Source organism: Streptomyces sp. NPDC093085 (genome assembly GCF_040683935.1).
Taxonomy (GTDB): domain Bacteria; phylum Actinomycetota; class Actinomycetes; order Streptomycetales; family Streptomycetaceae; genus Streptomyces.
The window spans coordinates 976,372-1,001,625 of sequence record NZ_JBFBFB010000001.1; the positions used below are offsets into that span (position 1 = coordinate 976,372).

General features: G+C 73.8%; 23 protein-coding genes, 1 pseudogene and 1 riboswitch. Of the genes and pseudogenes, 13 read left to right on the forward strand and 11 right to left on the reverse strand.

Translation table 11 applies throughout. The features are described from left to right. The first annotated feature begins 163 nt into the window (after nt 1-163). The 4 genes from dxs to AB0O07_RS04030 all read left to right on the forward strand — a co-directional run bounded on the left by dxs (nt 164) and on the right by AB0O07_RS04030 (nt 4,494). A complete protein-coding gene (gene dxs, locus AB0O07_RS04015; RefSeq protein WP_365626404.1) occupies nt 164-2,065 on the forward strand; it encodes a 1-deoxy-D-xylulose-5-phosphate synthase in 1,902 nt (633 codons plus the stop codon). Further along, nucleotides 2,062-3,510 (forward strand): aspartate aminotransferase family protein, encoded by a 1,449-nt coding sequence (locus AB0O07_RS04020; protein WP_365626407.1) that lies wholly within the window; start codon nt 2,062-2,064, stop codon nt 3,508-3,510. The genes dxs and AB0O07_RS04020 overlap by 4 nt, the downstream gene beginning before the upstream one ends. Nucleotides 3,511-3,616: 106 nt before the next feature. Beyond that, nucleotides 3,617-4,243: an XRE family transcriptional regulator gene (locus tag AB0O07_RS04025; RefSeq protein ID WP_365626410.1), complete on the forward strand. Its 627-nt coding sequence runs from the start codon at nt 3,617-3,619 to the stop codon at nt 4,241-4,243. A gap of 137 nt (nt 4,244-4,380) precedes the next feature. Then, on the forward strand, nt 4,381-4,494 hold the full coding sequence (locus AB0O07_RS04030) for a DUF6126 family protein (RefSeq protein ID WP_365627982.1): 114 nt from the start codon (nt 4,381-4,383) through the stop codon (nt 4,492-4,494). Between the two features lie 17 nt (nt 4,495-4,511). Here the strand turns inward: AB0O07_RS04030 and AB0O07_RS04035 are convergent, their stop codons facing one another. Further along, nucleotides 4,512-5,330: a tyrosine-protein phosphatase gene (locus tag AB0O07_RS04035; protein WP_365626413.1), complete on the reverse strand. Its 819-nt coding sequence runs from the start codon at nt 5,328-5,330 to the stop codon at nt 4,512-4,514. A gap of 461 nt (nt 5,331-5,791) precedes the next feature. After that, nucleotides 5,792-5,955: riboswitch (cyclic di-AMP (ydaO/yuaA leader) on the forward strand. Nucleotides 5,956-5,959: 4 nt separating this feature from the next. Here AB0O07_RS04035 and AB0O07_RS04040 point away from each other — a divergent pair. Both AB0O07_RS04040 and AB0O07_RS04045 read left to right on the forward strand, forming a co-directional pair. Next, nucleotides 5,960-7,000 (forward strand): LysM peptidoglycan-binding domain-containing M23 family metallopeptidase, encoded by a 1,041-nt coding sequence (locus AB0O07_RS04040; protein ID WP_365626416.1) that lies wholly within the window; start codon nt 5,960-5,962, stop codon nt 6,998-7,000. A gap of 259 nt (nt 7,001-7,259) precedes the next feature. Further along, nucleotides 7,260-8,054, forward strand: coding sequence for an SGNH/GDSL hydrolase family protein (locus AB0O07_RS04045; protein WP_365626419.1), 795 nt, complete (start codon nt 7,260-7,262; stop codon nt 8,052-8,054). A 21-nt stretch (nt 8,055-8,075) separates the two neighbouring features. On the opposite strand, the gene AB0O07_RS04050 is transcribed toward AB0O07_RS04045, so the two are convergent. The 6 genes from AB0O07_RS04050 to AB0O07_RS04075 all read right to left on the reverse strand — a co-directional run bounded on the left by AB0O07_RS04050 (nt 8,076) and on the right by AB0O07_RS04075 (nt 14,629). Further along, the gene (locus tag AB0O07_RS04050) at nt 8,076-9,113 is read right to left on the reverse strand and encodes an STM4011 family radical SAM protein (protein ID WP_365626422.1); all 1,038 of its coding nucleotides are present in this window, start codon (nt 9,111-9,113) and stop codon (nt 8,076-8,078) included. A 6-nt stretch (nt 9,114-9,119) separates the two neighbouring features. After that, nucleotides 9,120-10,499, reverse strand: coding sequence for an STM4012 family radical SAM protein (locus AB0O07_RS04055; RefSeq protein WP_365626425.1), 1,380 nt, complete (start codon nt 10,497-10,499; stop codon nt 9,120-9,122). Next, on the reverse strand, nt 10,496-11,308 hold the full coding sequence (locus AB0O07_RS04060; RefSeq protein ID WP_365627985.1) for an STM4013/SEN3800 family hydrolase: 813 nt from the start codon (nt 11,306-11,308) through the stop codon (nt 10,496-10,498). Before AB0O07_RS04060 ends, AB0O07_RS04055 begins: the two co-directional genes overlap by 4 nt. A 50-nt stretch (nt 11,309-11,358) precedes the next feature. Beyond that, on the reverse strand, nt 11,359-12,561 hold the full coding sequence (locus AB0O07_RS04065; RefSeq protein WP_365626427.1) for an STM4014 family protein: 1,203 nt from the start codon (nt 12,559-12,561) through the stop codon (nt 11,359-11,361). A gap of 3 nt (nt 12,562-12,564) precedes the next feature. Next, a complete protein-coding gene (locus AB0O07_RS04070; RefSeq protein ID WP_365626430.1) occupies nt 12,565-13,533 on the reverse strand; it encodes an STM4015 family protein in 969 nt (322 codons plus the stop codon). Between the two features lie 217 nt (nt 13,534-13,750). Continuing rightward, nucleotides 13,751-14,629, reverse strand: coding sequence for a carbohydrate kinase family protein (locus AB0O07_RS04075; protein WP_365627988.1), 879 nt, complete (start codon nt 14,627-14,629; stop codon nt 13,751-13,753). Nucleotides 14,630-14,941: 312 nt separating this feature from the next. On the opposite strand from AB0O07_RS04075, the gene AB0O07_RS04080 reads away from it, so the two are divergent. Continuing rightward, entirely contained in the window at nt 14,942-16,210 is a 1,269-nt protein-coding gene (locus AB0O07_RS04080; protein WP_365626432.1) for an MBL fold metallo-hydrolase, read from the forward strand. A 97-nt stretch (nt 16,211-16,307) separates the two neighbouring features. Here the strand turns inward: AB0O07_RS04080 and AB0O07_RS04085 are convergent, their stop codons facing one another. Then, entirely contained in the window at nt 16,308-17,090 is a 783-nt protein-coding gene (locus AB0O07_RS04085) for a DeoR/GlpR family DNA-binding transcription regulator (protein WP_365626435.1), read from the reverse strand. 199 nt (nt 17,091-17,289) lie between these two features. Between AB0O07_RS04085 and AB0O07_RS04090 the strand changes: the two genes are divergently transcribed. The 6 genes and pseudogenes from AB0O07_RS04090 (at nt 17,290) to AB0O07_RS04115 (ending at nt 22,518) form a co-directional block, all read left to right on the forward strand. After that, a complete protein-coding gene (locus AB0O07_RS04090; RefSeq protein ID WP_365626437.1) occupies nt 17,290-18,189 on the forward strand; it encodes a sugar isomerase in 900 nt (299 codons plus the stop codon). Between the two features lie 312 nt (nt 18,190-18,501). After that, nucleotides 18,502-20,463 carry an ATP-binding protein gene (locus AB0O07_RS04095; protein WP_365626440.1) on the forward strand — a complete coding sequence of 654 codons (1,962 nt, stop codon included), beginning with the start codon at nt 18,502-18,504 and terminating at the stop codon, nt 20,461-20,463. 7 nt (nt 20,464-20,470) lie between these two features. Beyond that, entirely contained in the window at nt 20,471-20,905 is a 435-nt protein-coding gene (locus AB0O07_RS04100) for a roadblock/LC7 domain-containing protein (RefSeq protein ID WP_365626443.1), read from the forward strand. 2 nt (nt 20,906-20,907) lie between these two features. Next, a complete protein-coding gene (locus tag AB0O07_RS04105; RefSeq protein ID WP_365626446.1) occupies nt 20,908-21,276 on the forward strand; it encodes a DUF742 domain-containing protein in 369 nt (122 codons plus the stop codon). Further along, nucleotides 21,254-21,850 (forward strand): annotated as a pseudogene (locus tag AB0O07_RS04110) (ATP/GTP-binding protein); the annotation flags it as partial. The gene AB0O07_RS04105 and the pseudogene AB0O07_RS04110, both read left to right, overlap by 23 nt. Before the next feature lie 137 nt (nt 21,851-21,987). Next, a complete protein-coding gene (locus AB0O07_RS04115; protein ID WP_365626449.1) occupies nt 21,988-22,518 on the forward strand; it encodes a GAF domain-containing protein in 531 nt (176 codons plus the stop codon). 96 nt (nt 22,519-22,614) lie between these two features. Here AB0O07_RS04115 and AB0O07_RS04120 read toward each other — a convergent pair whose 3' ends face one another. The 3 genes from AB0O07_RS04120 to AB0O07_RS04130 form a co-directional block, all read right to left on the reverse strand. After that, nucleotides 22,615-23,472 carry an aldo/keto reductase gene (locus tag AB0O07_RS04120; protein WP_365626452.1) on the reverse strand — a complete coding sequence of 286 codons (858 nt, stop codon included), beginning with the start codon at nt 23,470-23,472 and terminating at the stop codon, nt 22,615-22,617. A gap of 164 nt (nt 23,473-23,636) precedes the next feature. Beyond that, the gene (locus AB0O07_RS04125) at nt 23,637-24,185 is read right to left on the reverse strand and encodes a DinB family protein (protein ID WP_365626455.1); all 549 of its coding nucleotides are present in this window, start codon (nt 24,183-24,185) and stop codon (nt 23,637-23,639) included. 100 nt (nt 24,186-24,285) lie between these two features. Continuing rightward, nucleotides 24,286-25,221, reverse strand: a complete 936-nt coding sequence (locus tag AB0O07_RS04130) for a transketolase (RefSeq protein ID WP_365626458.1) — start codon at nt 25,219-25,221, stop codon at nt 24,286-24,288. Nucleotides 25,222-25,254: the final 33 nt, after the last annotated feature.

Sequence of the window (25,254 nt, forward strand, 5' to 3'; positions counted from 1 at the left end):
ACCGCATCGGGACGACTTGCCACAGAGACGACGTACCAGAGAGACGACGTACGACCGGGCGGGGAGCGTCCGCAGGGGGGCTTCCGGGAGAAGCCGACGGACCTCCCCGCCCATCTGTGAGCCGGACCAGACAGAGCCGGACCAATCAGAGAGGGGGCCGCGCGTGTCCGTCTTGGAACACATCCGGGGGCCGCACGATCTCAAGGCACTGACGGCGAGCGAACTCGATCAACTGACGCGGGACATCAGGGAGTTCCTGATCCAGGCGGTGGCGCGGACGGGCGGCCATCTCGGGCCCAACCTCGGGGTGGTGGAACTGACCGTCGCCCTGCACCGGGCCTTCGACTCGCCCGCCGACCGCATCCTGTGGGACACCGGACACCAGGCCTATGTCCACAAACTCCTCACCGGACGGCAGGACTTCTCCAAGCTGCGCGGCAAGGGCGGGCTCTCCGGCTATCCCTCGCGGGCCGAGTCGCCGCACGACATCATCGAGAACTCGCACGCCTCGACCGTCCTCGGCTGGGCGGACGGCCTCGCCAAGGCCAACGAGGTGCTGGCACGCGGCGACCATGTCGTCGCGGTGATCGGGGACGGGGCGCTGACCGGCGGGATGGCCTGGGAGGCGCTGAACAACATCGCCGCCGCCAAGGACCGCCCCCTCGTCATCGTCGTCAACGACAACGAACGCTCGTACGCGCCGACCATCGGCGGCCTCGCCCACCATCTCGCCGCCCTCCGCACCACCGACGGCTACGAACGGATCCTCGCCTGGGGCAAGGAGGTGCTGAACTCCACCCCGGTCGTCGGCCGGACCCTGTACGGCTCGCTGCACGGCGCCAAGAAGGGGTTCAAGGACGCCGTCGCCCCGCAGGGCCTCTTCGAGGACCTGGGACTCAAGTACGTCGGGCCCGTCGACGGCCATGACATCGCCGCCGTGGAGTCCGCGCTCCGCCGCGCCAAGCGCTTCGGCGGCCCGGTCATCGTGCACTGCATCACCCAGAAGGGACGCGGTTACGAGCCCGCGCTCCAGGACGAGGCCGACCACTTCCACACCGTCGGGGTGATGGACCCGCGGACCTGCGAGCCGCTCGCCCCGGCCGCCGGGCCTTCCTGGACCTCGGTCTTCCGCGACGAGATCGCCGAGATCGGCGAGGAGCGCCCCGATGTCGTGGCGATCACCGCGGCCATGCTCCACCCCGTGGGGCTCACCGCCTTCGCCGAGCGCTTCCCCGACCGGGTCTGGGACGTGGGGATCGCCGAGCAGCACGCGGCGGTCTCCGCCGCCGGGCTCGCCACCGGCGGACTCCACCCCGTCGTCGCCGTCTACGCGACCTTCCTCAACCGCGCCTTCGACCAGCTTCTGATGGATGTCGCCCTGCACCGCTGCGGCGTCACCTTCGTCCTCGACCGGGCCGGGGTCACCGGCGTCGACGGGCCCTCGCACAACGGCATGTGGGACATGTCGATGCTCCAGTGCGTCCCCGGACTCCGGATCGCCGCGCCGCGCGACGCCGGGCAGCTACGGGCCCAGCTCCGCGAGGCCGTCGCCGTGGACGACGCGCCGACCGTGGTCCGCTTCCCCAAGGCGGCGGTGGGCCCGGACATCCCCGCCGTCGGGCGGATCGGCGGGATGGACGTGGTGCGCCGGGCCCCGGCCGGTGATGACGGGGCACCGGCCGAGGACGTGCTGCTCGTCGGGGTCGGCGCGCTCGTACCGGTCTGCCTCGGCGCCGCCGACCTCCTCGCGGAGCGCGGCGTAGGGTGCACCGTGGTCGACCCGCGCTGGGTCAAACCCGTCGACGAACACCTCGCGCCGCTCGCCGCCCGCCACCGGCTGGTCGCCGTGGCCGAGGACAACAGCCGTACCGGCGGGGTGGGTTCCGCCGTCGGACAGGCGCTGCGGGACGCCGGGGTCGACGTACCGCTCCGTACCTTCGGCATCCCCGAACAGTTCCTGGCACACGCCAAACGCGGCGAGGTGCTGGCCGACCTCGGTCTCACCCCGGTCGAGATCGCGGGCCGTATCAGCGCCGCCCTCACCGGCAAGGAGCGCGCACGATGAACGTCACCCCGCCACCCGGGCCGTCGTCCGGGCCGCCACCCGGCCCGCCCGCCGAGGAGCGGCCCAAGGGGTTCGACCTGCCCCGGCTGCTCGCTGAGCGCGGCGCGGAACGGTACGAGCTGCACAGCAGACACCTCAACCACCAGCTCCCGCGCATGCTCCGCACCATCGGCTTCGACCGGGTCTACGAGCGGGCCGAAGGCGCCTACTTCTGGGACGCCGACGGCAACGACTACCTGGACATGCTCGCGGGCTTCGGTGTGATGGGCCTCGGCCGGCACCACCCCGTCGTCCGCAAGGCGCTCCACGACGTCCTGGACGCCTCGCTCGCCGACCTGACCCGCTTCGACTGCCAGCCGCTCCCCGGCCTCCTCGCCGAGCGCCTGCTCGCGCACACCCCCCACCTGGACCGGGTGTTCTTCGGCAACAGCGGTACGGAAGCCGTCGAGACCGCCCTGAAGTTCGCCCGGTACGCCACCGGGCGGACCAGGATCCTCTACTGCGGCCACGCCTTCCACGGGCTGACCACCGGCTCGCTCTCGGTCAACGGCGAGGACGGCTTCCGGGACGGCTTCGCCCCGCTGCTGCCCGACACCGAGATCCCGCTCGGCGACCTCGGCGCGCTCGAACGCGAGCTGGCCCGGGGCGATGTGGCCGGCTTCGTCGTGGAGCCGATCCAGGGCAAGGGCGTGCACGCCGCGCCGCCCGGCTTCCTGAAGGCCGCGCAGGAGCTGCTCCACCGGCACAAGGCGCTGCTCATCGTCGACGAGGTGCAGACCGGACTCGGCAGGACCGGCGACTTCTACGCGTACCAGCACGAGGCGGGCGTGGAGCCGGATCTCGTCTGTGTGGCCAAGGCGCTCTCCGGGGGGTATGTGCCGGTCGGCGCGACCCTCGGCAAGGAGTGGATCTTCCGGCGCGTCTACTCCTCCATGGACCGGGTCCTGGTGCACTCCGCGAGCTTCGGCTCCAACGCCCAGGCCATGGCGGCCGGTCTCGCCGTGCTCGCGGTGATGGAGGACGAGGGGACGGTCGCCAACGCCCGGGCCACCGGGGAGCTGCTGAGATCACGGCTGGCCGCCCTCGTGGACCGTTACGAGCTGCTGCACGACGTGCGCGGCCGGGGGCTGATGGTCGGGATCGAGTTCGGCCGGCCGCACTCGATCGCCCTGCGCGGCCGGTGGGCGATGCTCCAGGCGGCCCGTAAGGGGCTCTTCGCGCAGATGGTCGTCGTACCGTTGCTCCAGAAGCACCGGATCCTCACCCAGGTCTCCGGCGACCACCTCGAAGTGATCAAACTGATTCCGCCATTGATCATCGGCGAACGCGAGGTGGACCGGTTCGTCACCGCCTTCACCGCCGTGATGGACGACGCCCACAGCGGCGGCGGACTGATGTGGGACTTCGGCAGGACCCTGGTCAAGCAGGCCGTCGCCAACCGGTAGCGTCCGCCGGAGGCGCCTCCGGGGGAGTTGGCCGATCCCCGACGGTCCACTGTGCCTCCAGGGCAAGAAATTTGCCCTGGAGGAAAGCGTCTGGCGCAATAGTCCTATGAGCCCACCCGCTGCCGGAGAGTCGGCCGACGAACTGCCCGACCAGGTGCCGGACATCGCGCCCCGCCTGCGCGCACTGCGCCGTGGCCGGCGGCTCACCCTGGAGGCCGCCGCGCGGCGCGCCGGGCTCTCGCCCGCCCATCTCTCCCGGCTGGAGACGGGCCACCGGCACCCCTCGCTCCCCATGCTGCTGGGGCTCGCCCGGATCTACGGGACGACCGTCTCCGAGCTCCTCGGCGAGGTCCCGCCGGAGCGGCAGCCCATCATCCGGGGCAGCCGGGCGGAGCCCGTGGAGGCCGACGGCTGGACGTACCAGCAGGCCGGCGGCGCCGGGCGGGCCATGCAGCCGCTCCGTCTCGAAGTGCCGTACGGAGCGGCCCAGGGCGAGCTGGTCCGGGTCCACCCGGGCGAGGAGTGGCTGTACGTACTCGACGGGCGGCTCCGGCTGAGCCTGGGCGACACCACGTATCTGCTCGGCCCCGGGGACAGCGCGCACTTCGACTCCCTCACCCCGCACCGGATGGGCGCGGCGGGACCCGAGGGGGCCGGGCTGCTCTTCGTCCACACCCTGCTCCAGAGCCCGTCCGCCGATCTCTGTGTCGGCGACTCGGCCCACCCCTTCTGACCCGGCCCCGACCCCGATCCGACCCCGACGACCATGGAGAGAGATCCGCCATGCCCCCGACACCGCACCCGGAACCACGGACCGAGCCGCCGGCGGAACCGCCGGTGGGAGCGCCTGCGGACGGTCCCGGGCCGGTCATGGACGAGGAGCGGAAGTTCCCGCGCGGGCTGGTGATCCGGCTCTTCGTCTATCTGATCGCCGGCCATGTCTTCGCGGCCTTCCTCTACCTCCTCTTCACCGTCGGCGAGTAGCGCCCGGGGCGGGGGCGTCAGGCCGTGCCGGTGTCGACCAGACGAGCGCGCAGCCGCTCGCGGGTGGCGGGCGCCAGCCCCAGGCCCTCGGAGAGATACCGGTCGGCCGAGCCCCAGTTCCGCTCGATGGTCTCGAAGGCCGCCGCCAGATAGCCGGCCCGGGCGTCGAAGAGCGGGCCGAGCAGTTCGGCCGCCTCCGCCGGCACCTCGTCGGCCACCCCGTCGCCCCGGTGGAAGGTGTAACGGCGGTGCGGGTCGTTCGACTTGAGGTAGTCCGCCTCGATCGCGTCCCGCTCGGCCCCGACCGCGAGCAGCACCACGGCGACGGAGATCCCCGCCCGGTCCTTGCCCGCAGCGCAGTGCAGCAGCGCGGGCACGCTGTCCTCGGCGAGCGCGTGCAGCAGCCGGCCGTGTTCGGCCGTGCGCCCGGTCACGATCGTGCGGTACGAGGCGGTCATCCGGGCCGCCGCGGCGCCGTCCGAGAGAAGCGAGCGGAGGGTCGCGAGATCGCCGTTCCGGACCATGTGCCAGAACTCGGCGCCCTCGGCCGGATCGGAGAGCGGAATGTTCACGTTGCGTACGCCCGCGAGTTCCACATCCTCGCCGTCGAGCTTGATATCGGCGGAATTCCGGAAGTCGAAAACGGTGTGCAGTCCGAGACCGGAGAGAAAGGCGGAGTCGTCGGCGGTCGCCCGGGCGAGATGCCCGCTGCGGTAGAGCGCCCCGTACCGTATCCGCCCCCCGTCCACCGTCGGCAGCCCGCCGACATCGCGGAAGTTGCGCACTCCGGACAGCTCGGGCTCGGTGGCCGGGACCTGCGGCGACTGCTGCGTCACGCCTGCTCCTCCGGGTCTTCTGCCGTCGGCGCTGCTCGCCGGCGGCGTCGGTCCCGACCCTACGACATGGGGACGCGCCGTCCCATGGGGCCGAGGGACGACCGAGGGGGCCGGGGTGCTGACCCGTCGGGAGGGAATAAAACGCCTAAATCATCACCTGTCCGTCTTGGGTGATTGCGCACAACCTGCCCCGTTCCCGGGGGAGATGGGGGGCGTGTGGTGAGCAGGATCATATCCGTGACGTTCCGTGGCGGTGGGGCGAAAGGGAAAGGCGAACTCGAAAGGGAATTGAAGCGCCGCCTCCACACAGGGTGACGGGCGATCTTCGGGTGACGACGGACCGGCGGGGAGCGCGCCTTGTCCAGGGAACAGGGATGGCTTGTTCCGGCCGTCGCACTCGCCTACGTTCACCAGCAATCCGGGCGGAACGCCGAATCCTGCCGCCGCCCCGGGGACCACCATCCATCCGAACACTTCACGCGTGGCAGGAGCGGGGGACCCAGGTAGTACGCCGTTCCGGTGCCCCGGCACCGGGGACGGCTCGGGGTGAAGTCGCGCACCACGCGCGGCCGGGCAACTCCAGCCCGAACCCGACAGCTCACCTCGCAGGCGCCGGAGAGGAACGCGACATGTCCGCGAAGGGCAAGCACCGCCGCCCCAAGTCCCATCCGTTCTCCCGCCGGTTCTTCGCCGCGTCCACCGGCGGCGCCGCCATCGCCCTGCCGCTCATCGGCGCCACCGGCGCCCACGCGGCGCAGCCGGCCGCACCCGCCGCCGTACCGGAGACCGCGCCCGCCGCGCACACCGCCCCGGCCGCGTTCCGGGCGGCGCCCGCCGGGACGGAGGCGGCCTCCGCGACCCAGGTGTCCCGGACGGCCACCACCACCGTACGGACCTACTCCGTGGTCGCCGGGGACTACCTCGCCAAGATCGCCGACGAGCAGCATGTCCAGGGCGGCTGGCAGCGGCTGTACGAGGACAACCGGCAGGCCGTGGGGGCCGATCCGGGGCTGATCCACCCCGGCCTGAAGCTCACCATCGGCGCGAAGGCGACCGCCCGCTCGCAGTCGTCCGCCGGGCTCGCACGCTCCGCCACCCCCGAGAAGCCCGCCGCGCCGGCGCGCCCGGCGGAGAGCGCGAAGCAGTCGGAGCCCACCAGGTCTTCGAACTCCGGAGGCTCCGCGAAGACTTCCGCGTCGTCCGGACCGGCCACCTCGTCGAACACGTCGGGCTCGGCGGACTCCTCGTCGCAGCGCTCCACCGCCGCCTTCACCCTGCCGGTGGACGGCGTCGGGATCGGCACCCCGTACCGCGCCTCGGGCTCCAACTGGTCCAGCGGCTACCACACCGGCGTGGACTTCGTGGCCTCCTCCGGCACCACCGTCAAGGCGGTCGGCGCGGGCACCGTCGTGACCGCCGGGTGGGGCGGCGCGTACGGCAACCAGGTCGTCATCCGGCACGACAACGGCATGTACTCGCAGTACGCGCACCTCTCCCAGCTCTCCGTCTCGGCCGGCCAGACCGTCTCCACCGGTCAGCAGATAGGGCTCTCCGGCGCCACCGGCAATGTGACCGGACCGCACCTGCACTTCGAGATCCGCACCGGCCCCGATTACGGCTCGGACGTGGACCCGCTGGCCTTCCTCCGGCAGCAGGGCGTCTCCGTCTGACCGGCACTTTTCAGGACGCCGCCCGGCACCTCGGCAGGTGCCGGGCGGCGTCGTTCCCGTCCGCCGGCCTTCCCGCATCTCCCGTCGCTCCCGGTATTCCCGGTTCCGGGGAGAACGGGCAATGTTCTTTCTCACCCCGCGTCAACCCCCGCCTACGGTCGCGTAGGTCACATCACCAGGGGGAAAATTCCCGGTTGTGGCAGATGAATCGAGAGCGAGCGGCAGCAGAGCGGGCAGAGCGAGGACGGGGCACGACACCGTGTTCGCGTCGTACGCGGCGATAGGCGACAGCTTCACGGAGGGCGTGGGGGATCCGGGGCCCGACGGGCGCTTCGTCGGCTGGGCGGACCGGCTCGCGGTCCTCCTCGCCGACCGGCTCCCGGCGCCCGGCGCGGACGCGGACCCGGTGCACGGGGACTTCCGCTACGCCAACCTCGCCGTACGGGGCAGACTCCTCGACCAGATCGTCGAGGAGCAGATCCCCCGGGCCCGGGAACTCGCCCCGGACCTGGTGACCTTCTGCGCGGGCGGCAACGACATCCTCCGCCCCGGCACCGACCCCGACGATGTCGCCGAGCGCTTCGAGCGGGCCGTCGCCGAACTCACCGGCGCCGTCGGCACGGTCATGCTCGCCACCGGGTTCGACACCCGGGGCGTGCCGGTACTGCGCCATCTGCGGGGCAAGATCGCCACGTTCAACGAGCACACCCGGGCCATCGCCGACCGGTACGGCTGCCCCGTGCTCGACCTCTGGTCCCTCAGGACCGTCCAGGACCGGAGGGCCTGGGACGACGACCGGCTCCACCTCTCGCCCGAGGGGCACACCCGGGTCGCGCTCCGCGCCGGGCAGGTGCTGGGCGTCGACGTACCGGCCGACCCGGACCAGCCGTGGCCGCCGCTGCCGCCGCGCGGCACCCTCGAAGTGCGGCGCGACGACATCCACTGGGCGCGCGAGTACCTGGTGCCCTGGATCGGGCGGAGGCTGCGCGGCGAGTCCTCTGGCGACCATGTGGAGGCAAAACGTCCGGACCTTCTCCCGCTCGACCACGGCTGACGGGGCGGGGCCGGGCGGCGCTCAGCGGGGCGTGATCCGGAGACGAGTGCCCGCCGGGGCGCCGGGCGGGGCGCCCGGACCCGGGCCCGTGCCTGTCGGAGAGCCGGCCGGGAACCCGGCCGGGACGCGTTCCAGGACGCCGCCCGCGAAGACGTCGTACAGCGGCAGCGACTCCAGGTGGACGTAGCCGATATGGCAGTCGCAGACCGCGAGCGGGCAGGGCCGGGGCGCGAGCGCGCGGCGGTACGAGCCGTCGTAGAGGTTTCCCAGTTCGGCCGGGACGAAGTGGCAGCGCCGCACCGTACCCTCGCCGTCCACCGAGATCACCGACTCGCCGGTCCGGCAGGGCAGCCCGGCCGAGCGGTGCGGATGGCGGCTGTACGGGAAGAGCGGGTCCAGCTCCGTCCAGCGGGCGGCCTCCTCGTCCGTGTACGTGTGCCCCTCGGCCGCGTTGATCCAGAGATAGACGTGCGGGGGCAGTTCGGCGCGGAGCCGGCGCGCCTGCTCCAGATGCGCGTCGAGGCCGACGACGCCCACACTGAACCGGACCGAGCGCTCCGTGAGTTCGCGCGCCTTCGCCAGGAAGCGGTCGTACGGCGTCTGCCCCGGGTGGTATGTGCACCACAGGGCGAGCTTGGCGGGGTCGGCGCCGTCCAGCCATCCGGTGCGGAAGCTCAGATTGGTCTGGATGGCCACCCGGCGGACATGTGGGAGCCGGGACAGGTCGGTGAGCGCCTTCCGGTACCAGGAGCGGACCAGGCCCTCGCCCCAGGGGGTGAAGAGCACGGAGAGCCGGTCCTCGCTCGCTGCGGCCCAGCCGGTGAACCGCTCCAGGGCGGCCCGGTCGGCGCGGAGCCGCTCGGGGCTGTCGCGCCGCTTGGCGAAGGGGCAGTACGGACAGTCGTAGTCGCAGGAGGCGAGCGGCCCGCGATAGAGGATCGTCAGCTCCCTGGGGCCGGAGCCGGGGCCGGGGCTGGTGCTGGGGGTGCGGCTGGTGCTGGAGGTCCGGTCGCCGGCGATGTCTTCGCGCGGACCCGGCTCGGGTCGGGGGGCCGTCATGGCGGGCTACTTCGACTCGTACGCGGCCATCGCGGCCCGTACGGCAGGTGAGAAGAGCGCGGGGCCCAGCGCGTCCGAGTGGGCGAGCCCCTCGGGGGAGAGGCGCACCATCTCCGGGCCCGTGTCCGGGGCCAGCCAGCCGAGCGCCGCGAAGCGCGCCAGCTCCGCCCCGAAGTGCTCGCCGGGGTCCGCGCCGAACCGCGCGCGGTACTCCGCCACCACCATGCCCCCGGCCTGGAGCAGCGACTGGAGCAGATGGCGGCGGCGCGCCTCGTCCCCGTCGATCCGCCGGCCCACCTCCGCCCGCGAGAAGTCCTCCGTGGCCGTGTAGGCGTCGATGATCGCCCGTATCTCCCGCATGTCCACGGCGTAGTCGAAGGAGTAGTGCAGCCGCGAGGTGTACGAGCGGGCCCCGCACCCCAGGCCGATCATCCCGTCGGTCTGGCAGGCGTGGTCGTCGGCCCCCTGCGGCGGCGCGTCCCGGCGCCGGAACATCCGCATCGACACCTGCTCGTACCCCTCGGCGAGCAGATGGTCACGGCCCTGCCGGTAGAGGTCCAGCCGCTGCCGGTCCCAGGCGGCGTCGCCGGCCGCGCCGAGCCGGCCCAGACCGGTGAGCGGCCGTACGTACAGCGGGTACAGATAGAGCTCCTCGGGCCGCCAGGCGAGCGCGGCGTCCAGCGAGTGGCGCCAGCTCGCCGGGGTCTGGCCGTCGATGCCGTAGATCAGGTCGATGTTGAGGACCGGGATCCGGGCCGCCCTGATCCGACCGAGCGCGGCCTCGACCTCGGCGCGCCGCTGGGGGCGTACGGCGGCCCGCGCCTCCGTGTCCACGAAGCTCTGCACACCGATGCTCAGCCGGGTGGCGCCCCGCTCCGCGAGCACCGCGAGACGGTCGGCGGTGGCGGTGGCCGGGGAGGTCTCCACGGAGAGCGGGACGGCCCGCAGGTCGGCGCCCATCCGCAGCTCGGCGATGTCGCAGAGCCGGGTCAGCTCGTCGGCGGTCAGATAGGTGGGGGTGCCGCCGCCGAAGGCCGCCGAGGCGAACCGTACCGGCCGCCCGTCCGCCCCGGCGCCGTCCAGCGCCTCCCGGACCGCGCCCGCCTGCCGCTCCAGCGCGTCCAGATACCGGGTGGTCAGCCCGTCGGGCGCGCCGATCCGGGTGAAGAGGTTGCAGAAGCCGCAGCGCACCTCGCAGAACGGGATGTGCAGATAGAGGGAGAGCGCGTCGGTGGGCTCCCCGGCCCACGCCTCGGCGAGCGCCGGGCGGTCGGGGAGCGGACGGTAGGCCGTCTTGTGCGGATAGGCGTAGACGTAACTCTCGTACGGACGCGGGACGGCCCCGGTGGGCGTGGGGGCGGCGGTCGCGGCGGGCGGTGGGGTCATGAGGCGGTCCCGTGCTCAAGGAAGAAGTGGGCGTACGGCACGGTCCAGACGGACGGGTGGGCCAGCCGGTGGCCGCTCCAGCCGTCGTCGCCGTAGGCGGTGCCATGGTCGGAGCAGACGATCGCGAAGCACCGGCGGCGGCCGCTCGCGGCGGCGAAGAGCCGGCCGATATGCCGGTCGACGTATTCCAGCGCGGCGGCGTGGGTCTCCCGGGTGTCGCCCGCCTCGGCGGTGGCGCCGGGGAGGTGGAACCAGTTCGGCTGGTGCAGCGCGGAGACATTGACGAAGAGGAACAGCCGCCGCTCCGGGGGGAGTCCGGCGATCACCTTCTCGGCGCGGGCGACCTGGGCCTCGAAGGAGACCGGGGAGGCCACCCCGAACTCCGGCTCCCAGTGGCTCTCCTGGAAGAGGCCGGGCAGGACCGAGCCGAGCGGGCCCCGCCCGGTGAAGAAGCCGACGCCGCCGACGCACACCGTGCGGTAACCGGCCGCCGCGAGCCCCGTGACCAGGTCGGGGGTGTCGTGGACATAGGTACGGGCCGCGGTGGACTCGCTGCCCGCGAAGCGCGCGGCGAAGAGCCGGGGGTGCGGCCCCCGGGCGGCCGGGGTGGGCAGGAAACCCGCGAAGATCGCCTGGTGGGAGGCGTAGGTGAAGGTGCCGGGCGCGTGCCGCTCCTCCCAGCCGCCGGGCGGCAGATGGCGGGCGAGATGCGGGATACGGCCCGCCTCGGCCAGCTCGCACGCCACGTCGTACCGGAGCGTGTCCAGGGTGACGAGCAGGAGATCGTCCCGCCCGACCACCTCGTTCATGTCGGGGGTCCCGGAGGCGTCCGGGGTGCGGGGGCGGGGGCCGAGCCGGTTCACACGTCCTGCCTCTCGGGCCGGGGGAGGGACGGGGTCGTGGCGGTCGCGAATGCGGTGGTCGCGGTGGCGGTACGCGCCGGGCGCCCGGGGAGCGCGGCGAGCTGTGCCGCGTAGGTGTCGAGACCGGCCGCCGCGCGCTCCGGGAGCCCGGTGAGGCCGGGGAGGAGGTCGCCGAAGGCGTTGACCTCGCCGACCGTGTACCGCCGCCAGCTCGGGGCGGGCAGCAGATCGACGCCCACGCAGTGGGTGGCGGGGAAGCAGCCGGCCGCCGCCTCGCAGGTCGCGAGCGCGGCGGCGAAGGAGCCGCCCGCCGCGTCGACCGTGGCGCGGAGCGCGTCGAGATCGCCCCGGGCGCCGCCGAGATGGAGGTTGGTCATCGGCGAGGCGCTGGTCCTGACGACCACATGGGTGGCGCGCCCCGCGATCACCACCACCCGCAGATCGGCCGAGCGGCCCCGCTGGGTCCCCTTGGGCATCCACCGCTCGATGTGCAGCCCGTCGGGCGCGAGGGTGTCGACGATCGCGGCGACCTCGCGCTCGGCCGTGTAGCGGCGCACCCGCAGGGAGTTGTAGAGGCGGCCCGCGCCGTCCCGCTCCACGGAGGTGACGGCGCTGACCCGCCCGGGACCCGCCGTCCGTACGGCGAGCACCCCGGAGGCCGAGGAGCCGTGGGCGATCTTCACGAACGCCCCGCGCACCCCGGCCGCCGCCATCCGCTCCCGTACGTCCGCCCACCCCGTCACGGCGGGCGCGGCCGGGCCCGAGGTGGGCGAGAGCGGGACCGGCACCCCGGCCCCGTCCAGCACCCCGTGGGTGAGCCGCTTGTCGAAGAGGACCGCCAGCTCCTCCGGGTCGTCCAGCACCTTCGCCCCGGCCGCCCCGGCCGCCCGGCCCACCGCGCGGGCCGCCGCGGTGAACCGCTCGTACCAGCGTCCCGTGCCCTCGACCCGGGTCGGGTCCGCGACCCCGGAGAGCAGCCGGTGCACCTCCGGGTCCTCGCCGGGGGAGTCGAGCCGTACGGTCTCCCCGGCGGTGAACCCGGCCCGGCCGCGCACCACGTCGAGCCAGCCGATCTCACGCGCCGGGGGCAGCCCGGCGGCGCGTACGGCGTCCTGGAAGAGGGCGAGGCGGCGGTTGCCGGGGATACCGACCACCGCCAGCCGGGGCGGGCCGTCCTGGCCGCTGGGGGAGGCGCTCATGGGTTACTCGGCCACCGCGACGTAGCGGTACGCCTCACCCTCCTCGTCGGTGTCGTCGGCGTCGGCGGTCTGCGGGTCGGAGACGTCGACCTCCACCCCGGCCGCGCCGAGCGTGGCGACCAGCTCGTCCCGTACGGCGTCGCCCAGGTAGTGGTGGTGCAGGTCGAGCTTCTTGAGGTGGGTGAGCGGCTGTCCGTCGAGGAGCGCCCGGCCGCCCGGGTCGCCGAGGATGCCCAGGGAGAGGTCGAGGGTCTCCAGCCGGGCCACCACCGGGGCGGTGGCCAGCGCGCCCGCGATCTGGTCCTGGATCACGCTGTCGCGCAGCCCCAGCGAGCGCAGCAGCGGGAACCGCTCGCCGTTCAGGATCGGCGCCAGATCGGCGAGGCCCGTGGTCGCGCCGTATTCGTCCGAGCCGAGCCAGAGGTCCAGGTGGGTCAGCGCGGGCAGCTCGGACGCGGCGATGTCCCGCACCACAGCGGAGTCCAGACCGCCCGTCTCGACGGTCAGCGAGCGCAGCCGCGCGTGCCGTACGGGCGGGAACGCCAGCCCGGTGCCGCCCCGGGCGCCGAAGCTCTCCAGCTCGGGGAAGGCGTCCAGCAGCGGGGAGAGCGAGGACTGGGTGATCCAGGAGATCTCGCACTCGTCGAAGGTCATGTCGCCGATGAACAGGGCGCGCAGGGCGGGCAGCCGGTCGCGGGCCGCGACGAGGGCCGCCACGATCGGCTCGGACGAGGAGTCGTACGCCTCGCTCCACGCACCCACGATCAGGGCGCGGACGGCGGTGGTGTCCACCGCCTCGGTGAAGCGGGCGAGGAGCTCGGGCCACTCCTCCGCCGCGTCGTAGGTGTCGGTGGAGAGCCGCCAGGCCACCGAGGCCGGGTCGGGCAGCGCCGCCCCGGCCGCGCCGTCCGGCCCGGGGAAGGGGAACGAGGGCAGGCCGTGCAGTTCCCGCAGGTGCTCGCCAATGGTCATGAGGGACGCTCCAGACGCCGTTGTGCGGTGATCGGCTGAACGGGAGCATTTGTACCAAGCGCCACTGACAACGCCGCCGCGCGGGGACGAAGCCCGGGTGACGGACGGGTGCGCGGGCGGTGCGCGGGCGGTGCGCGGGAGGGGGCGGAGGCGGGTGCGGAGGCGGTGCGGAGGCGGGGGCTCGTACGGCTGTACGCCCCGCCCCGCGCCCCCTCCGTCAGACCCTGGCCGCCAGCAGGTCGTCCCGGCCGATCAGGGCCTCCGAGCCCTCGGCGGTACAGGCGTGGGCGCCCGCGATCGCGCCGAGCGCCGCGCTCCGTTCGAGGTCCAGGCCGGCCAGCCGCCCGTACAGGAACCCGCAGACATACGCGTCGCCCGCGCCGTTGGAGTCCACCACCGGCGCGGGCGGGGCGGTCGCCGGGACCGGGCGCGGGGTACGGCCGCCGTCCCGGCTCATCAGATACGAGCCGCCCGCGCCCGCCGTCGCGATCACCGCCTCGGCCCGCCCCTCGCGCAGGATCTCCCGCATCACCGAGGCGATCCGCTCACCGGCCCCGGCGGCGCTGAGGAAGACCAGGTCGGCACGGAGGGCGAACTCCCGGTGGTAGTCGGAGAGTCCGTCCCAGTCGTGCAGATCGGTCGAGACCGGGCGGCCGAGCGCCTCGATGTCGTCGAAGAGGTGCCGGGTGAAGTTGGTGATCGACAGGTGGACGTGGCGGGCACGCTCCAGATGCGGCAGATAGAACGCGCGCGGCATCCGCAGCTCCTCGGGGTCCCGCGCGTCGTGGAAGGACATCCGCCGGCCCGTCCGGTCGACCAGGTTGACCGCGCGCCGGGTGCCCAGCGGCGCGGTGAGCGTCTCGAAGTCCACCCCGCCCGCCGTGAGCCGCTCCCTGACCTGGGTGCCGGTCCAGTCGTCGCCCAGATAGTCGAGGAACTTGACGTTCAGCCCCAAGTTCCGGCAGCCCAGGGCCACATTGCCGCCGGTCTGCCCGGGCCACTCACGGATCGGCCCCACCGGTACGGAGTCGGCCAGCGGCACCGGCAGCGAATCGACCCGGACGACGGTATCCACCCCGCTGCCCCCGACGACCAGCACATCGTGGTGGAACCGGTCGTTCTGATCGGTCTGCGGCTGCGTCACGGTATCCCTTTCGCGGTGCGGTCGGTCCGGCCGCCCCAGTATGGCCGTACGCTCCGGCCCCGGCGAAGGCGCCGGGACCGGCCGCCGGGCGGCCCGGCGGAATCCGTCGGATCGGTGCCCGGAGACGGGAATCCCCGGGAGGGTGCCGAACGTTGGAGGGGCGTGACGGGCACGGGACGGGAGCGATCGCATGCGGTCAATTCGTCCCGCGCCGACAGATGCTCCCGGACATAATGGGACAACACCGAACCTCCAGGAGGTGCTGTGACAGGCGCTGGTTCCCCCCTTTCGTTGCGCTCCCGGCTGCGCTCGCTGCGACCCGCTGCCTTCGGGGCCGACTCGGCGGGGGAGAGGCTGGAGCGGATCCACCGCTCGCCGAACTTCGCCGACGGGGTGTTCCAGAACCCCGTGGGTGCCAGGACCAGACCTTCCGGGGCCTCCGGGATGGAGTTCGCGAAGATCTACTTCGAGAAGGAGGCGCGCGCCCGGCGCTCCCCGATCGGCACCATCCCGGTCCACCCGACGACCCTCGCCGACCTCGCCACGCCCCCCGCCTCCGGACTCCGGCTCACCTGGATGGGGCATTCGAGCGTCCTCGCCGAGATCGACGGCCGCCGGGTGCTCTTCGACCCGGTGTGGGGCGCGCGCTGCTCGCCCTTCTCCTTCGCGGGACCGAAGCGGCTGCACCCCGCCCCCGTGCCGCTCGCCTCGCTCGGGCCGGTCGACGTGGTGGTGATCTCCCACGACCACTACGACCACCTCGACCTGCCCACCATCCGCTCCCTCGCCACGACGGACACCCTCTTCGCGGTGCCCCTGGGGGTCGGGGCGCACCTGGAGAGCTGGGGCGTGGACCCGTCCCGCCTGCGCGAGCTGGACTGGAACGAGTCCACGGAGGTCGCCGGGATCCGCCTCACCGCGACCCCCGCGCGCCACTTCTGCGGGCGCGGGATCCGCAACCAGCAGCACACCCTCTGGGCCTCCTGGGTCGCCGCCGGGCCCGACCACCGGATCTACCACAGCGGGGACACCGGGTACTTCCCCGGCTTCCAGGAGATCGGCGCCGAGCACGGCCCGTTCGACGCCACGATGATCCAGATCGGCGCGTACAGCGAGTACTGGCCCGACATTCACATGACCCCCGCCGAGGGGATGCGCGCCCACCTGGATCTCCAGGGCGGCCGGCCCTCCGGGGTGATGCTGCCGATCCACTGGGGCACCTTCAACCTCGCCCCGCACCCGTGGGCCGAGCCGGGCGAGGGCACCGTGGAGGCCGCCGCCGGAGCCGGCGCCGATGTCGCCCTGCCGCGCCCCGGGGAGCCCTTCGAGCCCACCGGCGACACCGTCCCCGACGCCCCGTGGTGGCGCTCGGTGGCCGCCACCCCGCCCGGCGGCTGGCCGGAGTACCCGAAGGCCGCCCAGGACGCCCTGGTCGCCTCGGGCGCCCAGACCCGGGAGACCGAGCCGGCCCGGCCGGGCGCGGAGCCGACGGGGAAGGCGGAGGAGACGGCCGACAGCACCTCGCCCGCGTAGCCCACCGCGCACGGGGGAGGGGGCGCGGCGTAACGGGGGACGGGGCGGCGGCGTACGGGGCGTACGACCGGCGTACGGGGCGGCGGCGGGGCGTACGTCAGACCATGACGACCGTGACGCCCAGCTCCGTGAAGCCCGCGGTCCTGCCGTCGGCCCCGGTGTCCGTGATCAGGGTGGCGATGGCGCCGGGCGGGCAGATCCTGGCGAAGGCGCGGGCGCCCAGCTTCGAGCTGTCCGCCACGACGACCAGCCGCCGCGCCCGTTCGGCGAGCAGGGCGTTGACGCTCGCCTCGTGTTCGCTGTGCGCGCTCGCGCCCTCCCGCGCGTCCACCGCGTCCACACCGAGGAAGGCGAGGTCCAGGCTGACCTCGGCCAGGATGTGCCGGGTCAGCGGGCCGACCAGTTCGTAGGAGTGGTGCATCGCGACGCCGCCCGTGGTCACGGTCTTGACATGGGGCCGCACCGCCAGTTCATGGGCGATGTTCAGGGCGTTCGTGACCAGGGTGAACGCCGGTTCTTCCGGCGAGCCCCGCAGGTCGGCCCGGGTGGCGAGGGCGCGGGCCACCTCGGTGGTCGTCGTGCCGCCGTTCACCCCGACCACCATGCCCGGCTCGACCAGTGCGGCGGCCGCCCGCGCGATGCGCTCCTTCTCGGCGGCGCGGCGCACCGCCTTGTACCGCAGGGGCAGTTCGTACGCGACGGAGTGGGCCACGGCCCCGCCCCGGGTACGGGTGAGGAGCCGCTGCTCCGCCAGGTGGTCCAGATCCCGCCGTACGGTCGCCACGGAGACGCCCAGTTCGGCGGCGACGGGCTCGACCTCGACCCGGTGCCGCTCGGCCAGCAGCTCCAGCAGGGCCGTGTGCCGCTCGTGGCGGTTCACCGCATCACCGCCGTCCTTCTCGGAGGCCGTACGGGAACGAGTCGTCGTGCGGGACCGATTCGTCGTACGGGAACGGGTGGGGCCCTGAGCCTATCGCGCACGCTGAATGCTTGGTAATGCTCGGAACGCTCCCCTAGCATGCAGAAAAAATCACTCTGCCCGGGGATCGCCCCGGCGGACCGGGGAAGCGGAGACACGCATGGCCCAGGCGACACATGTGGAGACCGAACTGGCCGACCAGCCCGCCTGCTGGCGCCGGGCCGCCGCGCTCGCCGCCGACGAGGGGGTGGGGGCTGCGCTGCCCGCGCCCGGGGAGCGGGTCGCCGTCGTCGGCTGCGGCACCTCGTACTTCATGGCGCGCGCCTACGCCGCCCTCCGGGAGTCCGCCGGGCAGGGCGAGACCGACGCCTTCGCCGCCTCCGAGTACCCCTCGGGCCGCCGCTACGACCGGATCGTGGCGCTGACCCGCTCCGGGACCACCACCGAGGTGCTCGCCCTGCTCGCCGCGGTGCGCGGTACCGCCCGTACGACCGCGGTCACCGCCGACCCGGCCACACCGGTCCGGGACGCCGCGGACGAGCTGGTCGTCCTCGGCTTCGCCGACGAACGCTCCGTCGTCCAGACCCGGTTCGCCACCACCGCCCTCACCCTGCTCAGGGCCCGGCTCGGGCTGCACACGGACGCCGTGGCCGCCGACGGCGAGACCGCGCTCGCGCTGCCGCTGCCCGACGGGCTCACCGGGTGCACCCAGTTCACCTTCCTCGGCCGGGGCTGGTCGGTCGGGCTCGCCGAGGAGGCCGCCCTCAAGATGCGGGAGGCGTCGCTCTCCTGGACCGAGGCGTATCCGGCGATGGAGTACCGGCACGGTCCCATCAGCATCACCACGGCGGGCACCGCGACCTGGATGCTCGGCGCGGCCCCCGACGGCCTCGCCGGGCAGGTCGCGGCCACCGGCGGCCTCTGGGTGGCCGGCGAACTCGACCCGCTGGCCGAGCTGGTACGGGTCCAGCGCCTCGCCCTCGCGCTGGCGCGGCGGCGCGGACTCGACCCGGACACCCCGCGCCATCTGACCCGCTCGGTGATCCTCCCGGCCGGCTAGCGCGGGACAGGCGGCGTCCGTACCAAAGACGTTCGGCCCGGGGCGGTCCCGCCCCGGGCCGAACGCATGTCGGCCGTGGGTTATTTCGGGCTGATGTGCGATGCCTCATACCGGAGCGGGACGCTCTGTGGGCAACTTTGTCAACTGCCCGCCATGAATGACCGCTTGGCGACTACCGTGTGTGCTCGGTGATCAACGGAGGGCTTTTCCGGCGTGCGCCGGTCCTCCCGCCGTGCCGTGAACCGTCAGAACCACCTCCGCACCAGCACCAGCACGATGCCGATCCTGGGGCCCCACGTACCGAGGACACAGATGTCTCACCTTCGCGCACCCGCCGCGCGGCCCGAGCGCCGGGAGGGCGGACGGCACGTCCGTCCCGGCTCCCGCTCGCCCGTCGCCACGGCCCGCCCGGGCGCGGCGACCCCGCCCGACGCCCGTATACGGCCCTACCTCCTGCGCGCCGAACTCCTGCGCACCGCCGTCCTGCCCGCGATAGTCGCCGCCCTGAGTGGGGCCGCCGCCGTCGCGCTCGTCTTGCGCTCCACCCGCGCCGAGCCCACCGCCCCGGTCTGGGCGGCCCTGTTCGGCACGGCGCTCATCGCCTTCGCCGCCATCGCCGTCGCGGCCCTCGGAGCGGAGCGCACCGCCCGTGACGTCCTCGCCCGGTGCACCGCACTGCGCCGCTACAGCGCCCGGGGGCAGGCCGAACTCCGTACCGTCGTCGAACAGTTGAGGAAGGGGGAAGGGCTCGCCGCCCGCCCGGCGCCGCCCGCCAGGACCCCGGCGGGAACCGGCCGGGGCGACGACGAGTTCGACCAGCTCGCCGCCGAGCTCACCCGCTCGCGCGAGGCCGCCGTGGACGCCGTCGTCCAGGCCTCCCGGTTCTCCAGCAGCGTCGGCGACGAACAGAAGGTGGAGGTCTTCGTCAACCTGGCCCGCCGCCTCCAGTCCCTCGTCCACCGCGAGATCCAGCTCCTGGACGACCTGGAGAACGAGGTCGAGGACCCGGAGCTGCTGAAGGGCCTCTTCCACGTCGACCACCTCGCCACCCGGATCCGCCGCCACGCGGAGAACCTGGCCGTCCTCGGCGGCGCCGTCTCCCGGCGCCAGTGGAGCAGGCCCGTCGCCCTGACCGAGGTGCTCCGCTCGGCGATCGCCGAGGTCGAACAGTACCCACGGGTCAAGCTCGTCCCGCCGATCGAGGGGACCGTGCGCGGCCACGCCGTCGCGGACATCATCCACCTGCTGGCCGAACTCATCGAGAACGCCACGGTGTACTCCTCCCCCCACACCCAAGTGCTGCTCCGCGCCCAGCAGGTGACGGCCGGGCTCGCGGTCGAGGTGGAGGACCGGGGACTCGGCATGGACCCCACCGAGCAGAAGCGGATGAACGCGCTCCTCGCCGACCCGGACCAGGTCAATGTCGCGCACCTCCTCCAGGACGGGCGGATCGGCCTGTACGTGGTCGCCGCGCTGGCCCGCAGGCACGGCGCGGCGGTCCGGCTCCAGGCCAACATCTACGGGGGGCTCCAGGCCGTCGTGGTCCTGCCACCGGGGCTCCTGGGGGCTGCCGGGGCCGGGGCCGACGGCGCCCAGGAGGCCGCCGGGGAGCGGACCGGGCAGGGCGCCGCACGGGGGAACGGGCAGGCCGCCGGGGAGCGGCTTCCCGGGGGGCCGGTGGGCGCGGGCGGCGGGTACGCCCCCGTACCGTCTCCGCCTCCGCCACCGCCTGCGCCACCGTCCCCTCCGGCTCGGCGGCCTTCGGTTCCGCCCGCGCCCGCCGGTGGGCCCGCGCCGCTGCCCGTACGGAGCGCCGGTACCGAGCGGCCCACCCCCGCCGACGCGCGCCCCGGCGCCCGGCACGCCGCGGGGGCCGAGCCGCCGCCCGCCCCGGAGATCCCGGTCCGGCCGGTGGGCGGCGGCGGAGCTGGAACTATGCCCGGAAACGGAGCCGGAACCATGCCCGGAAACGGAGCCGCGGGCGCGGGCGGCGGCTCCCCGGTGCGCGGGGCGGCGAGCCGGCCCGTACTGCCCCGGCGCAGAGGGCAGGAACACCTCGTACCGCAGCTCAGGAACGGCCCCGTACCGCCGCCCGGCGGGGAGGACGCGCTCCACGACCCCGGTCTGATGGCCGCCTTCCGGCGCGGCATCGTCCTCGCCGAGGCCCAGCCGGTCACCCGGCCCCTCGACCGGCCCGCCGGAGCGGCGCCGCCCCCGCACGGCCCGCCGGGAACGCCGGGAACACCGCGCCACGACACCACCCCCAAGGAGTAGATTCACCATGGCGAGCGATGCGCCGACCGGCCGCGCCTCCGACCTCGACTGGCTGCTCAGCGGCCTGGTCCAGCGAGTCCCGTTCACCCGGAGCGCGGTGCTGCTCTCCTCCGACGGCCTGGTGAGATCCGTCCACGGCCTCGACCCCGACAGCGCCGACCACATGGCGGCGCTCGCCTCCGGCCTCTACTCGCTGGGCCGGAGCGCCGGGATCCGCTTCGGCGACGGCGGCGAGGTCCGGCAGGTGGTGGTGGAGCTGGACTCCACCCTGCTCTTCGTCTCCACCGCCGGGTCCGGCACCTGTCTCGCCGTGCTCGCGGGCCGCGAGGCGGACGCCGCCGTGCTCGGTTACGAGATGGCGATGCTGGTCAAGAGCGTACGGCCGTATCTGGCGACACCGCTGCGGCATGGCGCAGGAGCGGCACCGGGCGGCACCGGGTGACCGTGCCGCTCTCCACGGACGGGCCGTGGCTCGACGACGCGGCGGGCCGGCTCATCCGTCCGTACACCGTGAGCGGCGGCCGGACCCGGCCGACCGCCGCCCTGGACCTGCTCACGCTGGTCATCTCCACCGGGACGGCGCCCCAGCCGCACTTCGGCCCCGAACACACCCAGGCCGTCGGCCTCTGCGCGGGGCCGGTCTCCGTCGCCGAGATCGCCGCGCAGCTCCGGCTGCCCGTGACCGTGGCCAAGGTCCTCCTCTCCGATCTGGTCGAGTGCGGGGCGATCACCGCACGGACACCGGAACGCTTCCACCCCACCGACCGTTTGCTGCTGGAGGCAGTGCTCGATGGTCTACGACGACAGCTCTGACCCCACCCCGCTCTCTCCCGCTCCCTCCGGCGCCCCCGTCCAGCCCTTTCCCACCGCGCTGAAGGTCCTGGTGGCCGGCGGGTTCGGGGTCGGCAAGACCACCTTCGTCGGCGCGGTCAGCGAGATCGCGCCGCTCAGCACCGAGGAGCTGCTGACCCAGGTCAGCGCCGCGACCGACGACCTGACCGGCGTCGAGGCCAAGACCTCCACGACCGTCGCGATGGACTTCGGCCGGCTCACCCTCGACGACCGCCATGTGCTCTACCTCTTCGGCACGCCCGGACAGGAGCGGTTCTGGTTCATGTGGGACGAACTCTCCCGGGGCGCGCTCGGCGCCATCGTGCTCGCCGACACCCGGCGGCTCGAATACTCCTTCTCCGCCGTCGACTTCTTCGAGCAGCGCGGCATCGGGTTCGTCGTCGCCGTCAACGAGTTCGACGGTGCCTACCGGTACGAAGCGGAGGAGGTACGGGCCGCGATAGACCTCAACCCGGAGGTGCCCATCGTGCTCTGCGACGCCCGTATCGCCAGCTCGGGCATCCGGACGCTGGTCACCCTCGTCCAGCACCTGCTGACCGCGCCACCCCCTCCGCCGCCCGAACCCGTGCCCGTGCCGGGGCCCGCGCCGGTACGCGGGCCGGAACGCGGCCCGCTGGCGCTCGCGCCCGCGCGGGAGCACCCGGAAAGCGGCGGCCGATGAGGTACGACCCGATGAGGTACGACCCGATCGCCCGGCTCTTACTGACCCCCGTCGACCAGGAGGCGCCCGAACGGATGGCGCGGCTGCGCGGACTGGGCCTCGGCGCCCGCGCGGAACCGGCCCTGGACGACTTCGCCGAGCAGATGGCGCAGCTCACCAGCGCCCCGTACGCGATGGTCAACTTCCTCGACGAGACACGGCAGTTCTTCGCCGGACTCCATACGCCCCAGGGCGGCCCGGCGGGGCGCGTGAAGTCCCGGGACCACGGCTACTGCCCGTATGTGGTGGTACGGCGCAAGGCGCTGGTCCTGGAGGACGTCCGCGACTTCCCCCGCTTCGCCGGGAACGCGCTGGTGGACGAGACCGGTATCCGCTCCTACCTCGGGGCGCCCCTCATCGACCGTACGGGCCTGGCGCTCGGCACCGTCTGCGTGGCCGACACGGAGCCACGGCGGTGGGGGCGGAGCGGGCTCGACACGATCAAGGCGTGTGCGGCGCAGCTGATGGCGCAGCTCCAGCGCCGGGAGGGCGGGATCCTCTAGGGCCTGTCTTCAAAGTAGCGCCGTCCGCCCGGAGGGTGGCCGCCGTGGACCGCACGGTGGCCACCCCCCTCCGGTCGGGCCCGGAGCCGGTGGTGGTCAGGCCGCGTCCAGCTCGGCCATCTCGGCCGGGGTGAGTTCGAGGTCTGCCGCCGCCACCGAGTCGGTGATCGTCTCCGGCCGGCTGGAGCCCGGGATCGGCACCACGGTGGGCGACTTGGCGAGCATCCAGGCCAGGCAGACCCGGTGCGGGCTCACCCCGTGCGCCGCCGCGACCCGGGCGAACGGGGCGTGGGCGGAGCCGAGTTCACCCGCGCCGCGGATCCCGCCGAACGGGCTCCAGGGCAGGAACGCGATGCCCAGCTCCGCGCAGAGCTCCAACTCCGGTTCGCTGGAACGGAACGCGGGCGAGAACTGGTTCTGTACGGAGACCAGCCGGCCGCCGAGTATCGCGTTCGCCGTCCGGATCTGCTCCGGGTTAGCGTTCGAGATCCCGGCCTGGAGAATCTTGCCCTCGTCGAGCAGGTCGCGGAGCGCGCCGACCGACTCCTCGTACGGCACCTCCGGGTCGGGGCGGTGGAACTGGTACAGCCCGATCGCCTCCACCCCGAGCCGCCCGAGCGACGCCTCGCAGGCCCTCCGCAGATGCGCGGGGGAGCCGTCCACCGTCCAGGAACCGTCCCCGGGCCGCAGATGGCCGCCCTTCGTGGCGACCAGGACCTCGGAGCCGCGCGGGTGGGAGGCGAGGGCCTTGGCGATCAGGGTCTCGTTGTGGCCGACGTCGGTGGCGAGGAGGTGGTAGGCGTCGGCGGTGTCGATCAGGGTGACGCCGGCGTCCAGCGCGGCGTGCAGGGTGGCGAGGGAGCGGGCCTCGTCGGGCCGGCCCTCGATGGACATCGGCATGGCGCCCAGGCCGATGGCGCTGACGTCGACGTTTCCGATGCGGCGGGTCTTCATGGTGGGGCGCGCCTCTCTGCTGCGGGGTGACTCGGGGCCGTACGGCGGCATTCCCACCGGTCGCTCCCGGCACACCTGTTTCCCGCGTTCACACGGGTGCGGGCCGTCGGGCCGGGGCCACCGGGTCGCGGGGTTATGGGATTACGCGGTTACGGGGCGCCGGGTCACGGGCGCTCCAGCCACCCGCGTACGAACGCCGCCTGCCCCGCGTGCTGGAGGTCGTCGGAGACGACGCTGACCAGCCGTACGCCGAGGGTGACCGGCGGATTCCACGCCGTGTCCACGATCCGGGCGAGGTCCGCGTCGGTCAGGGCGGCGACGTACGCGACCGTCCTGGCGTGCACGGCGTCGTGGTACCCGGACAGCAGCTCGGCCGTGACCCCGCCGAGCCGGGCCACCTCGCGTGCGGTGTGCCCGTACCCCGTGGCGCCCGGCGGGAACGGCAGCCCGAACCGCCCGCGCCAGCCGTCCGCCGTCCACACCTGCTCCGTACCGGCGGCGTCCGCGATGTGGTCGTCCTGGATCCGGGTCAGATGCCACACGAGCCAGCCGATCGAGTTCGCCCCGTCGTCGAGCCGTACCTCCAGCTCGTCGGGGGCGAGCCCGTCGACCGCCTCGTGGACGCACTCGCGGACCCGGCCGAAGGCGTCGACCAGCAGCTCCGCGCCGGGTGTGACGGTGGTGGCGGTCCGTGCGGTCGGGGTCGCGGCCATGGCGTACTCTCCTCGCTCCCCCCGGATACCCCCGGTTCTTCCTGGTCCCTCCGGTCCCCCTCGGATGTCGTACCGCCTCCAGGGTCCCTCCGGCGCGGCGTCAGCGCGCCAGGAACGCCGAGATCCGCCCGCGCAGCCCCGCCGGGTCGAGGCCGTGTGCCGCGACATGCTCGTCCAGGGTGCCGTAACGGCGCAGCTCACGGCGGGCCACGCCGAGCCCCAGCACCCGGTGCGGGGTCTCGGCGAGCGCGTCGTTGGCGGCGGCGGTGGAGGTCCCGGCGAGATACGGCTCCACGAGCACCACATCGGCCCGGTCCGTGGCGGCCACGGCGCGGCGGAGGGCGGCGGCGTCGAAGGGCCGTACGGTCGCGGCGTACAGCACGGTCGTGTCCAGGCCCTCCGTCGCCGCCAGGACGTTCTCCAGCAGGGGCCCGACGGCGACGACGACCCCGGCGCGCCCCTCGCGCACGGTGGTGAGCCCGAAGCCCGCCCCGGCCCCGTTCCCCCTTCCGGCCCCGTTCCGGGTGACGTCGTACGGGAGACGGTTGCTCTGGAGCGAGAGCCGCACGTAGACCCGGTCGTCCCCGGCGACGGCGTCCCGCAGCAGCGCCTCGGCCTCGTCGGGGTGGCCCGGGACATGCACGGTCCAGCCGTCGAGGGTGTCCAGCAGCGCCACATCGCCGGGGGCCATATGGGTGAAGCCGCCGGCCGGCCAGTCGTACGACGCCCCCGCGCTCACCAGGACCCCGCCCACGCCCTGGTGGCCGAAGTCCAGTTTGACCTGCTCGAAGGGGCGCTCGACCAGGAAGCTGGCGAAAGTGTGCACGACCGGCCGCAGCCCCGCGAGCGCGAGCCCGCCGCCCACGCCGACCAAGAGCTGTTCGCGGATCCCGACATTGATCACCCGGTCGGGGTGGCGGCGCCGCGCCGCCTCGAAGCCGTCGCCGCTGATCTCGGCGAGGACGACCGCGAGGCGCGGGTCCTCGTCGAGGAGGAGGGAGGTGGTGGAGATGAAACGGTCACGCATGGTGTCCACGAGGGTGCCTCTCTGTGGTCGTGGTACGGGCGG

What these genes read in the sequence shown, in the direction of transcription:
- AB0O07_RS04120 (WP_365626452.1), bottom strand. Translation starts at nt 23,472, where the DNA reads ATGAAGACCCGCCGCATCGGAAACGTCGACGTCAGCGCCATCGGCCTG.
- AB0O07_RS04020 (WP_365626407.1), top strand. Translation starts at nt 2,062, where the DNA reads ATGAACGTCACCCCGCCACCCGGGCCGTCGTCCGGGCCGCCACCCGGC.
- AB0O07_RS04025 (WP_365626410.1), top strand. Translation starts at nt 3,617, where the DNA reads ATGAGCCCACCCGCTGCCGGAGAGTCGGCCGACGAACTGCCCGACCAG.
- AB0O07_RS04115 (WP_365626449.1), top strand. Translation starts at nt 21,988, where the DNA reads ATGAGGTACGACCCGATCGCCCGGCTCTTACTGACCCCCGTCGACCAG.
- AB0O07_RS04055 (WP_365626425.1), bottom strand. Translation starts at nt 10,499, where the DNA reads ATGACCCCACCGCCCGCCGCGACCGCCGCCCCCACGCCCACCGGGGCC.
- AB0O07_RS04050 (WP_365626422.1), bottom strand. Translation starts at nt 9,113, where the DNA reads ATGACGGCCCCCCGACCCGAGCCGGGTCCGCGCGAAGACATCGCCGGC.
- AB0O07_RS04065 (WP_365626427.1), bottom strand. Translation starts at nt 12,561, where the DNA reads ATGAGCGCCTCCCCCAGCGGCCAGGACGGCCCGCCCCGGCTGGCGGTG.
- AB0O07_RS04100 (WP_365626443.1), top strand. Translation starts at nt 20,471, where the DNA reads ATGGCGAGCGATGCGCCGACCGGCCGCGCCTCCGACCTCGACTGGCTG.
- AB0O07_RS04070 (WP_365626430.1), bottom strand. Translation starts at nt 13,533, where the DNA reads ATGACCATTGGCGAGCACCTGCGGGAACTGCACGGCCTGCCCTCGTTC.
- AB0O07_RS04125 (WP_365626455.1), bottom strand. Translation starts at nt 24,185, where the DNA reads ATGGCCGCGACCCCGACCGCACGGACCGCCACCACCGTCACACCCGGC.
- AB0O07_RS04030 (WP_365627982.1), top strand. Translation starts at nt 4,381, where the DNA reads ATGGACGAGGAGCGGAAGTTCCCGCGCGGGCTGGTGATCCGGCTCTTC.
- AB0O07_RS04040 (WP_365626416.1), top strand. Translation starts at nt 5,960, where the DNA reads ATGTCCGCGAAGGGCAAGCACCGCCGCCCCAAGTCCCATCCGTTCTCC.
- AB0O07_RS04095 (WP_365626440.1), top strand. Translation starts at nt 18,502, where the DNA reads ATGTCTCACCTTCGCGCACCCGCCGCGCGGCCCGAGCGCCGGGAGGGC.
- AB0O07_RS04090 (WP_365626437.1), top strand. Translation starts at nt 17,290, where the DNA reads ATGGCCCAGGCGACACATGTGGAGACCGAACTGGCCGACCAGCCCGCC.
- AB0O07_RS04060 (WP_365627985.1), bottom strand. Translation starts at nt 11,308, where the DNA reads ATGAACGAGGTGGTCGGGCGGGACGATCTCCTGCTCGTCACCCTGGAC.